Here is a 10,668-nt window from a genome sequence, read left to right on the forward strand (position 1 = left end):
TAAATGTCGAAAGGAAAGAAACGTCAGGTTACACCCGAAAAGGCAATGCGGATCCGCTTCTATGGTGTATCGGGCCTGATTATTGTGCTCAATACGGTATTTGTGGGAAGTGCAAAAATTCAGCTAATTTCCTTGTTGCTGACATTGTCCATTTTTCTGTTATTTACACTCTCTGGTAGGGTTGTTGTCGGAACGTGGTTCAGAAAAGAAAACTGGCGCACCTTAAATGCCCCTCAGTCCACGTTGCTATTTCGTGTCTATGTCGGGCTCCCTGTCGCGGCTATCGCTATGCTGCTCTACGGTTATGGGTATCAAAGTGCTATCAGTCAAGCAATGGTCGATGTATTGTTCCCGCCTGGCGAAAAGGTTGAAGACAAAATGGTCTCTGTCATGAACCTGCTCCATGCCAAACTCCCATTGCTGGTTGGCGCTTTCCTATTTTATATCGGCTTGTGTTTCTTCGTTGGGACTGTCGTTAAGTATCTACAGTTATCGGCTTCTGGCCGAGCGCTGAGCAAGCTTAAAGGGGTTGTCAATGCACGTCAGGTCTTAGAGCGGATGACCTGGGATCAGTTCGAAAAAGTGGTTTGCAAGTTCTTTGAAACGAAAGGCTATCGCGCTCGTGTTACTCAAGCTGGTGCGGACGGCGGTGTGGATATTGAGCTTATGGGTTTCGGCCACAGGGAAATGGTTCAATGCAAACACTGGAAAACTAACCGTGTTGGTGTGGCGATTGTCCGTGAAATATTCGGTGTTGTGCTAGCCGACGGTTTTCGCCGTGGATTCATTATCACGTCTGGCCTATTCACCGATGAGGCATGGAAGTTCGTTCAGCGCGAGAATGTGAAAGGAAAGGTTGTTTTACTCGACGGCACACAGCTGATCGAAATGATTAAAGGGAATGGAGAATTGGAGCAAAACCCTTCCATGCCACCTGCAACCACTCAATCCATTGATGCGAAAGAGCCGTTGTGTCCGGTATGTGGTGGAAAGATGGTGCTTCGAAAATCAGCTAAGTCAGCTTTCTTTGGTTGCTCTCTATTCCCAGACTGTCGCGGTACTCGCGAATTGTAGTTGTTCAACCTTCCCTCCGTTCATAGAGCGCCGATAATCGGCGTTCTTTTTTTATCCCCATCCCCGTGCGAAAAGGAGAACAAAACGCAGACGTTTTCGGCCTTCTGAATTTCGGCAGCGGAAACAATGCCGCTATAATCACCGGGCAATCCAATCTGGCAGTGAGGGTAACACTGCTGATCATGGACTCCGTTCTGCGGGGTTTGTTAAAGAGGCTGAACTGCGACGGGGTAAACATAACGAACGTTGCGGCTATCGGTAATGTGTATGAATAAATTCGAGGGGAAACAGATGACTGATAAACGCGGCACTGGCGCTGAATACGGTCAGGAAATTTTGCGTGAACGCTCTGCGGAAGCGGCCGCGCCTGAGACAACGAAGAAAGTATCGAAGAAAACGGTACTTTCGGTGATCGTCGCAGCCATTATCGCAGGGGGTGCGATGACGGCAGTGATTTTGACCAGTGATAAAACTCCTGCTGAGAAAGTCGAAGCGTTGTCGGTCGATATCAGTAATGACGGTATCGCGCTGACCGACAAAGTCAAAGCGGACATCGAAAACAGCGGCGCTCAAGCCACTGAACCTGCACAGCCTGATTCTGACCCGGTGACGACGGCAAGCGAAAACGTGCCGGAAACACCTGCTCTGGAAATTGCGCAGCTGAAGAAAAACAATCAGGCTGAAACCGAAGTGCCAGTTAACGTCGAAGAGGTTACTCCGGCTACCCCTACAACTGAAGTTATCCCAGCTGAAGAGATCGTTAAAGAGGCTCAAGCGGTAACCGAAACGGCCAGCGAAAAGCGAGAATATGACCCAGCCAAGTTTGGGATTACTGAAGAAAAACCTCAGGGCGCTGATGTCGCTCCTGTGGCAGAATCAGTCCCTGAGCCGACCAAAACTGTACCTGCACCTGCCGTAACGCCAGCACCAGTGCCAGCGCCTGAGCCCATCCGTCTGGAGCGTGTTGAGCTCCCTGCGAAAAATCAATTCGCTCAGACCCAGGACATGACGGGCTCTGATTTGAACTATACTGGGTCGGCGCTGAAGGTTGAGTACAAATCTCAACAACAGGATACGGTCTACCTCTATAGCACCTTCGCGGCAAAAATCTTCCTGCTGCCAACGAATAAAGGTGAAGACATTAGCGCCTACCTGTCTGACGAGAAAGGTTGGCAATTAAAGTTGCTGCCAGGCGGCATTCTCCGTGTCCAACGCAGTGACAATAAGGCCACCTGGTCGCAAGCAACGGATCTGTTTATCGTTGCTGGCAAGCGTACTTACTCACTCATTCTGCAAGGTGTCGGTGAGCCTAGCCTGCGTACTGATTCCCTTCGTTACACCTCGGCGGAGCCGGAACTGAAGTCGAAGTCGAAAAAGTAATATATATGGGACAGGCGTATCCTTGATGCGCCTTTTTTATCGGAGTCTATATGATAAGCCCTCTTATTGACGGGGTCCGTCTCATCGCGACGGGCTACTGTATCAGTATTCCTCACGCCCAGTGGACACCTCAACATTCATACCTGATATGCCGAGCGCTTCTTCAACGAGGTATATTCGGTGGTAAGGCAATGTTGGGTACTCGGCTAACACGACATAAAGACGCTGTAAACGAAGGTGACCACGGCGTTTTTTCAGTAGCTCATACGCAATATGGTTGGTTAGTCCTGGAGGATGGCACCATTCTTGACCCCGTCGGATGTTTGCAAAACACCGATGACAGTGGTGAGCCACAATACCGAATTGAGAATGATACGGCCTGCTATATTGACGGTATTGATCCTACAACCTGTGCTCGCAGCGAGTTACCGAAGCACTTCCCTGAAGATGAAATCTATCGGGTTAAGCGCGGCGTGATGCGTGAAATCTGTTCTCGCGCGCTGGGCTATACGTTGCAGGTTGAAGGCTTGACGATGGCTGAGGCTGTATATCTTCTCAATCAGCCACTAAACGTTTTTGGTGGACATTCCCGCATGCTATATGAGCATTTTATGGGGCTGGGATTGAGTCGTGTAATGCCTATTTCCAAAGTGAGTATCGTCAATCCAACTTTAGCGAAAAAGCTATGGGAGATGTTCTTTGTGGATACAAACGAAGACGAGCTCCATGCCATTCTGCGTTGAACAAAAAAAACCACTCAAAATATTGAGTGGTTTTCAGTGCTCTAATTTGTAACTTCTAATTTAATACCGCATATCCGGCTCAATTCCGCCAGCCCAACGACGTTCCCAGTGTTCCAGGTAAACCTCAGCGACTTCCGGCAGATTGTATAACACGATCGCATTTTCACTGTTTCGCTTGTGCGCGCTATCACTATAGTTGAAAGATCCAGTTTCAACCGTTTGGCGGTCTACCACGATGAACTTGTCATGCATGATGGCGTATCGGCCATTGGTTCGGATTGGGATCTTAGCCAGTTTCACCGTATTCATCGCTGATATCGAGTGCTTGCTCTTATTGCCTTTCTCATCCACCACAATCTTAACATCAATGCCGCGCTTCTTTGCTGCCACCAGCTCTTTCACGATATCTCGCGATGTAAAGGAGTAGGCAGCCAGGCGAATCTCTGACTTTGCCGAACGGATAGCATTAATGATTGCCTTTTGGGCGGAGCCTTCTGGTGAGAAACCAATAACGATTTGCGTCTGGTTATTGATCTGCCCGCCCTTCTCTGCACGCGGTGGAGTTTGCTGGCTTTGTTCTTGGCTGCTACCCAGGCCATTAAGTAGATCATCAATCTTAAACGCGAATGCGTTCGGTGCTGATAGCGAGAGAGAGAAAACCAAAGAACTGACCAAAAGCCTTTTTTTGAGATCCATTAAGTCACCATTTTAGAAGTTTGTAATTGCACTAACCATTACAACACATGGGAAACAGGCGACAAAACGTATAGCCATGCGATTTGTTAACCTTTTTTTCTTTAATATAAACCCAATAAATTCGACTTTTAGCCATTACATACAACTATTTTCATTTTTGCATCAAAAAGTCACCTTATTTTGTATGTTTGAGGGTGTTTATGTCCGGCTTTTTTAATGATTCAGCCATTCGGTATCTGTATATTTATCTGCGTTCCCTGCTGAAAACCGTTAAATAGTCAGGCGAACATCCAAAAACTGAACTTTAACTCAAGAAAGGATGTAAACGATGAAAACTATCTCCGCCCGCAACCTGAAATCTGTTCTGGCCGCTTCTGCTGTTCTGGCTCTGGGCGTGACCGCCGTTTATGCGAAGGGTACTGAGCAAACTGGTTTTAGCGAAGTGTGGACCACCATTACTTCCTACATGCAGGGTTCCCTGGGTCGCGTGCTGGTAGGTCTGATCGTCATCGTCGGTGTTGCTGCTGCGGTTGTCCGCCAGTCTCTGATGACCTTCGCCGTTGCGGTCGGCGCTGCGATTGGCCTGTACTACGCGCCGGACATCATCGACGGCATGATGACCTCCACCAGCGCTGTTGCTACCGCCCTGCCAGTCGGCATTTAATCGGCCATTTCGGCAAGCGTCCAAAAACCCGACTTCGGTCGGGTTTTTGTATTTCTGAGGTTCGGGCTATAGGGAGCTGTGAAGGTCAGCATGATATGGTTTTATTTCAGCCTCAAACACTTCTGAAATTACTTCAGATACTGCTTTTACTCTGGCGAGCTCAGAAGCATCCTTATGGATAACCTTCCAGACTTCGTATTTTTTCTTTCTTGCCTTATCCGGCCAAATTCGAATTAACTCTGGATAACGTAACCCTTGGTAGCACGGCAATTCCCCTAACGCTAATCCTGAACGCACAAACGTGGTGAGTAAGAAACTGGATGTTAGCTTCGCGACGACCCGTGCATCTCTTCGTGATTCACCGACCATCGTTTCAGGTACAGGGGAGCTGAAAACATTGCCGTATAAGGCAATATCATGGTTGGCTAAATGCTGACCAGGTTCTGGCATTCCAAACTTATCAAGATATACCTGAGTTGCAAATAGGCCGACATCCCAACAACCAAGCCTTTTTGCAATAAGTTCTGGGGCCTCAGGTCTTTTGATTCTTACTGCAATATCCGCTTCACCACGAGACATATCTGCTAATTGTGCGCTAATCTTCATGCTGACATTAATATTGGGGTGGCGATCTCTCAGTATCTTCACTGCTGACATTAGGAACTCGACAGCTAGCCTGTCAGTGGTCGCAATCGAAACATCACCGGATAATTCACCATTAGTTCCCTCGCTCAACCTATAAAATGAAACTGAGTTACGCTCCATTTCCTGGGCGGCACCCAGTACCCTTTCAGCCACTTCAGTGGGAATTAATCCATCTGGTGTACGATAAAACAGTTTGGCGTTGAGCTGTTTTTCTAAATTTGCCAGCCTTCTGCTTACTGTGGACTGATCCATAGATAAACGGACCGATGCTCCCCGTAAGGAATTAGTCCGATACGCAGCAAGAAAAACTTTAACATCGTCCCACCCGTTTAAATACATAAGTCCTCCCCCTCTGCAAAATTGCAGCCTAGGGTCGTATTTTTGCAATTTCCCTTTTTAATGTAAACAAAAAGGGAGGTGCATTAAAAATGCAACCTCCCTTTTGGGGAAAAATGTTGGGGTTTAGATGATTTGGCCTACCCACAAAAAATACCACAAAGAAGCGTAGCCAAGTACCCAGGCACCAACCAAAGCACGAAAGCGTCGCTGATATGCACTACGCGTTTTATGCTTGAACATCTGCTGGGCAATAATACAGCCCGGCCAGCCACCGAGAAAAGCCAGCGCATCAAGCGTTAATTCCTCTACTCGCGGGCCTCTGTCGATGGCTTGTTGCTTATCCTTACGATACACGTAAATCGAAATGAGGCTCCAGGCAATCATCCACAGCACCGTGTATGCGTAAAACATCATTTATTCCTCTCATCAATATTGGTGGTGAGATAATCCCGAAGGTTTGTCAGTGCCTGCGTTGTGCGATCTTCCACGTCTTCAGCCGTATCAAAGAACTTCGCCAGTTTGCGGTTGGCCTTTCTTAGGGCTTTTGTTGCCCTGTCCTGCTGTGCCAAAAATTCTGCGCTATGTTGCCCATCAAGGCTTTGAATGGTCAGTTCGTTCAGCTGCATTGTGGCATCCTGCACGGCCTTTTGCAGTTGTTTTTTCTTTTGGATCTGCCTGCCTGCTTCACGAAGGGCGCGGGTACTCTTCATATACAACGTGCGTAACGATTTGACGAGACTGTCAGGGCTAATAGGCTCTGTACTTAAGGGTTCTTCGTCGGGATTTTTCATGAGTTTATGGCCTGTTGTTATGGGGAATTCCAAACCGGTAACCACTACCGCGCTTTACGATAAAACACCCCCAAATTTATCTTCTTTATGAAACACCGAATAAGCCCAATAGTCAGCCTTTTTTGTCCCCGTTCCGCCCCCCTTTTTTGTGCCAACTCGGTTGTAAAAATCGTACCATTTATGCCTATTTCAACCGATAGGAAAGCTCATGGCCGCAACTGACGAGCAACAGAGGATTATCGACTATAAGGCTGAGCCTGGATCGATGGTTTGTGTGCAAGCCTATGCGGGATCTGGCAAGACTTTCACACTGAAGGTCTATGCAGAAACCCATAAAGACAAAAAGATGCTTTATTTGGTTTTCAATAAGTCTATTCGTGAAGAAGCAGAGAAAAAATTTCCCAAAAACGTGGAATGCAAAACCTCGCATGCGCTGGCAGCGGCACGCTTTAAACATTATCGTCATAAGACAAAACTGAACATTCAGGTGAAAGAGTACCGAGATCTGATGGGTGAAGAGGATTGGCGTGTGGTCAAGCTGGCTATTAATGGGCTTACACATTTCATGAACTCAGCTGACTATGAAATTAACACGTCCCACGTTTTAAAAGACATCGGTAACATAGATAAAATTCCGCCTTCCCGCGTGGACTCTGCGTTACGTGCCGCGCGCCGAATTTGGAAGCTGCAAATCGATCCGGAATCTGATGTGCCCTGCACGAATAACACGTTGCTGAAGCTGTATCAGATGTCTAACCCGGCACTGGATTCAGTCTATGACATTATCCTGTTTGATGAAGCGCAGGATGCTAACCCCGTGACGCTTGATATCGTCCTCAATAACAAGTGTGCGAAGTTGTTTGTCGGCGATAAGCACCAAATGATTAACCGTTGGCGTGGTGCCGAGAATGCCCTGGGCGTTGTGGAAGAGAAAGGCGCGTCCGTTCTCAGACTGACAAAATCTTTTCGCTTTGGTCCGATGGTTGCGGCACTTGCTAATGTGGTGCTGTCCATGATTGGTGAAACCCACCCACTTGTAGGGCTGGGGAAATTGGATGAGGTTTGTCAGCCTCATGAGATAGCCCAGCGGGGTTTTCATGCTGTTATCTCACGAACATATATGGGGGTCATTTCTTCCGCCTATGAGGCTATCCTGATGGGTAAGCGCGTCATGTGGAATGGTGGCATTGGTAAGTACAATCTGGGGGAGTTACTTGACTTACATGCCATGAAAACCAGCAATTACGAGGCTATTAAAAATCCACGAATACTGACAGACTATGGCAACTGGGCCAACTTCCAAGAGATCGCGGAAACGACCAAAGACACGAACATGACCCGAGCCATCAGGTTGATGGATAACTATGTTGATATCCCTGGCATGGTCGATACGATGCGTCTGAATGAGGCTCGCACCCACAAAGATGCAGATCTCATCATCACTACCGCTCATACATCCAAAGGCATGGAGTGGGATAACGTTATTTTAAACGATGATTTTCCCAGTATTATTGAAGCACTGATGATGAAAAAATCGAAGCAAAGTATTATTGATGAGATGAACTTGCTGTACGTTGCGATCACGCGGACACAAAGTCGCATCAACATCAACAGCTCAATGATGGAATTGCTGGAACAATATAACCATCTACGTGAACGGAACGAATCTATCGTCATTGTGTAAATAAAAGGCCCGAAGCGGGCCTTTTCTATATTCGATTCAATGATATTATTGTCTAAATAACTTATGAAAGGATGCGGTGTATGGCTGACTGGGATGAAATATTTAATCTAACAAAATCTCTTTTTGGAATAAAAGATAATACCTTCTCGGATTATTCATCCAGATCACGAGATAAGAACAAACTTGATAGCTTTAAGTCCGAACTACTTTTTGCGTATATATTTAAAACGCTACAAGAAATAGAGCCTTCGAGAGTGAAGTTGATATGCCAGTCAGGCGAAAATCATCCAGACCTTAAATTAACCATTGATGGGTTAATGGCACACGTAGAGATCACTAAGATAACAAAACCAGAAAATAGGTTCAGGGATGAGCATTACTGTTCCCTTGTTCCTGAAGATGTACTTATACAAGATGAACCCAAACTTCACATAACCTCAAAAATTACCGATAAATCAAAGCAGTATGGGAAATGGTTAGCCAAAGGGATTGTGGACTCGAACGATTCAAAAATTATTGCGATAGACATGGGAGATTTATTCCCGGGAACGGTATCTGGTCCATTGCTATTCGCAGCCTATGCCTTCTTCAAAGAAGAATTAGAATTAGTGTTTGATAAAAAAACAGGGAGGCAAATCGGTGGTGGCCTCCCTATAGCTCGAAACGAAATGAAAAAAAAGAAAAATACTGATGAAGGTGAAAAGTTAGTGCCTATAAAACATGATGATTTGTTGGATGGTATTATATCGAGTAGCATTAATGGAATTATCGCTTATCATAGAGGTACGCCAGCTTCACTTCACATAATTAACATTAACAACGATCCATTAATGGAGCTGCTTTATCAGAAGGTCTCAGGTTTCCCTGGTTGGAAAACAGAAATAATAAGGCATGGGATATTATCTTAAAAAAACAGCGCATCGCTCGCCAGGCTATTCAATACCTGAATTTGTTCCGAATCTGTGTTCTCCACAGTAGCCTGAGTGATCGAGAAAATGCTAAGAACAAACAATAATACCGGGATTAATAATATATTTTTAAACATGAAAGCCTTTGTTCAATATAGTTGGAGAGCCCGGACGAACCGGGCACCCGAATTTATTTTTTAGCCGGTGCCGCAGCAGGAGCTTTCTCAGACTCGCCTTTCACCATTCGCTCAATAACTTCAACGAAGCCCGCGAACGGTCGTGCGCCGACAATGCTTTCACGCTCACCGGTTTTGTTGTCAATCACGATGGTCGTTGGCGTCCCGTTGACACCGTCTTTGGTACCGGCATCCATATCCCGCTTGATACGCTGGATGATGTTCGGATCCTGCATGCAGGTATCAAATGCTGTTTTGTCGAGTTCAAACAATGCCGGAATACTGGCGATGTCTTCGAAGCCTTTGCCATTGCCCTGCGTGTGCTCAAACCAGTAGTTGGTCGCCCCCCAGAAGCCCTTCGGTCCTTTTTGCTCGGCCACACATTCCGCTGTCATTGCCGCTTTTGTTGCCATTGGCTCATGAAAAGCCAGGTTGAAGTGACGCCATTCCCAGTTCACCGCGCCGTTGTTGGCCGTATCAACCAGATATTTCGGCGTCTTATGGAACTGCTTACAGAACGGGCATTCCAGATCTTCGTAGTTCACCAGCGTAAAGCGAGCGTCCGGATTACCGTAGATGTAGCGCCCGTCTTTGTTGACGCTAACCTGCTCCCAGCCTTTGTACAACTCAGCGCGTTTCTCAGCCAGTTTGTCTTCTTCCAAGCCAGCCAATGCGGCTTGTACCGCTGACTTCACATCACCGTCTGTACCCGCAATGCCACCGCCGGATTTAGCCAGCTGCGCAAAGTGCCCCTCAACACTTCCGTACAGGCTTTTACCGTTGTTTTCGACCTCAACCACCTGCGCTTGAAGCGCGTTAAGTTTGGTCTTGATACCGCTCGTTTGTACGGCGGTGTAAAGGCTCGCGCCCATTGAAACGGCGATCATCACGCCAATAGCGATTGGCCCGATGACTTGAATTTTATTGATTTGCTTGGACATCGTTTTCTTACCCCACTTAAGAATTAATCTGTCACTTAAAATTTGGTGAATTGGTTATCGACATACATCTTCAGTCGATACTGACGCAGATCTTCTGGCTCACCTCGGGTCAGCACGTCAATTTCATGCTGGCTCAGGCGGTAACCTGGCGTTGAGCAATAACGCTCTTTAATTTGCAGGTACTCACCACGTTTGGCGGTCTGCTTACTGTTCGGCAGCATGAATGAATTTTCATCGCAGAATCTGGGTGACTGAGTAAACGTCCCGCGCGGACCGTTGGCATAGGCAGTGTTAGATATGCTGGTCAGCAAGATCTGGGTATCGAGATCACGAGCAACATAACGCTTGCCCGTTTGGTCATGAACGGCATACGGGCTCACAAGCGTGTGCTCGTAGCCTGGATGGCGAAGTGCGGCACCGCCGCGCTCAGTGCTGTAGTAGGACTCTGAAAACTCATAGCCCTCAGGGTAAGTTGCCTTGACCACCGTCACCTGCGTTTCATCAACGTAGGTACGCTCTGGGGCCTTTGGTTTTTCCGCTGCACACCCAGTCAAGGTGGCAATGATTAGGGTTGCCAGCAAAGGCAATGCGAAACGTTTACGGGTTTTCATCACTTCTTCTCCGGTT

General features: G+C 47.1%; 12 protein-coding genes. 6 read left to right on the forward strand and 6 right to left on the reverse strand.

What is annotated here, in order from left to right; genetic code table 11:
• Window positions 1-3 precede the first annotated feature (3 nt).
• From PSF28_RS17335 to PSF28_RS17345, 3 genes are all read left to right on the forward strand, one after another.
• Complete coding sequence (locus PSF28_RS17335) at window positions 4-1,074, forward strand: restriction endonuclease (protein WP_131680354.1); 1,071 nt, start codon at window positions 4-6, stop codon at window positions 1,072-1,074.
• A gap of 291 nt (window positions 1,075-1,365) precedes the next feature.
• Window positions 1,366-2,454, forward strand: a complete 1,089-nt coding sequence (locus PSF28_RS17340) for a hypothetical protein (RefSeq protein WP_094962228.1) — start codon at window positions 1,366-1,368, stop codon at window positions 2,452-2,454.
• A gap of 191 nt (window positions 2,455-2,645) precedes the next feature.
• Window positions 2,646-3,197: a hypothetical protein gene (locus PSF28_RS17345; RefSeq protein ID WP_131680355.1), complete on the forward strand. Its 552-nt coding sequence runs from the start codon at window positions 2,646-2,648 to the stop codon at window positions 3,195-3,197.
• 60 nt (window positions 3,198-3,257) lie between these two features.
• On the opposite strand, the gene PSF28_RS17350 is transcribed toward PSF28_RS17345, so the two are convergent.
• The gene (locus PSF28_RS17350; RefSeq protein ID WP_094962226.1) at window positions 3,258-3,893 is read right to left on the reverse strand and encodes a phospholipase D family nuclease; all 636 of its coding nucleotides are present in this window, start codon (window positions 3,891-3,893) and stop codon (window positions 3,258-3,260) included.
• Window positions 3,894-4,221: 328 nt separating this feature from the next.
• On the opposite strand from PSF28_RS17350, the gene traA reads away from it, so the two are divergent.
• On the forward strand, window positions 4,222-4,557 hold the full coding sequence (traA, locus tag PSF28_RS17355; protein WP_094962225.1) for a TraA family conjugative transfer protein: 336 nt from the start codon (window positions 4,222-4,224) through the stop codon (window positions 4,555-4,557).
• 66 nt (window positions 4,558-4,623) lie between these two features.
• Here the strand turns inward: traA and PSF28_RS17360 are convergent, their stop codons facing one another.
• The 3 genes from PSF28_RS17360 to PSF28_RS17370 all read right to left on the reverse strand — a co-directional run bounded on the left by PSF28_RS17360 (window position 4,624) and on the right by PSF28_RS17370 (window position 6,332).
• Entirely contained in the window at window positions 4,624-5,541 is a 918-nt protein-coding gene (locus tag PSF28_RS17360; protein ID WP_094962224.1) for a LysR family transcriptional regulator, read from the reverse strand.
• Window positions 5,542-5,664: 123 nt separating this feature from the next.
• Window positions 5,665-5,955, reverse strand: a complete 291-nt coding sequence (locus tag PSF28_RS17365; protein ID WP_240704986.1) for a DUF1294 domain-containing protein — start codon at window positions 5,953-5,955, stop codon at window positions 5,665-5,667.
• Window positions 5,952-6,332: a hypothetical protein gene (locus PSF28_RS17370; protein ID WP_131680356.1), complete on the reverse strand. Its 381-nt coding sequence runs from the start codon at window positions 6,330-6,332 to the stop codon at window positions 5,952-5,954. Before PSF28_RS17370 ends, PSF28_RS17365 begins: the two co-directional genes overlap by 4 nt.
• Window positions 6,333-6,540: 208 nt before the next feature.
• Between PSF28_RS17370 and PSF28_RS17375 the strand changes: the two genes are divergently transcribed.
• Window positions 6,541-8,016 carry a 3'-5' exonuclease gene (locus PSF28_RS17375; protein ID WP_131680357.1) on the forward strand — a complete coding sequence of 492 codons (1,476 nt, stop codon included), beginning with the start codon at window positions 6,541-6,543 and terminating at the stop codon, window positions 8,014-8,016.
• An 80-nt stretch (window positions 8,017-8,096) separates the two neighbouring features.
• Window positions 8,097-8,924, forward strand: coding sequence for a hypothetical protein (locus PSF28_RS17380; RefSeq protein ID WP_131680358.1), 828 nt, complete (start codon window positions 8,097-8,099; stop codon window positions 8,922-8,924).
• Window positions 8,925-9,114: 190 nt separating this feature from the next.
• Here the strand turns inward: PSF28_RS17380 and PSF28_RS17385 are convergent, their stop codons facing one another.
• Both PSF28_RS17385 and PSF28_RS17390 read right to left on the reverse strand, forming a co-directional pair.
• On the reverse strand, window positions 9,115-10,041 hold the full coding sequence (locus PSF28_RS17385) for a DsbA family protein (protein WP_239509714.1): 927 nt from the start codon (window positions 10,039-10,041) through the stop codon (window positions 9,115-9,117).
• 35 nt (window positions 10,042-10,076) lie between these two features.
• A complete protein-coding gene (locus tag PSF28_RS17390) occupies window positions 10,077-10,652 on the reverse strand; it encodes a hypothetical protein (RefSeq protein ID WP_094962218.1) in 576 nt (191 codons plus the stop codon).
• Window positions 10,653-10,668: the final 16 nt, after the last annotated feature.

It is taken from the genome of Providencia sp. PROV130, from assembly GCF_028482225.1.
GTDB classification, from domain to species: domain Bacteria; phylum Pseudomonadota; class Gammaproteobacteria; order Enterobacterales; family Enterobacteriaceae; genus Providencia; species Providencia rettgeri.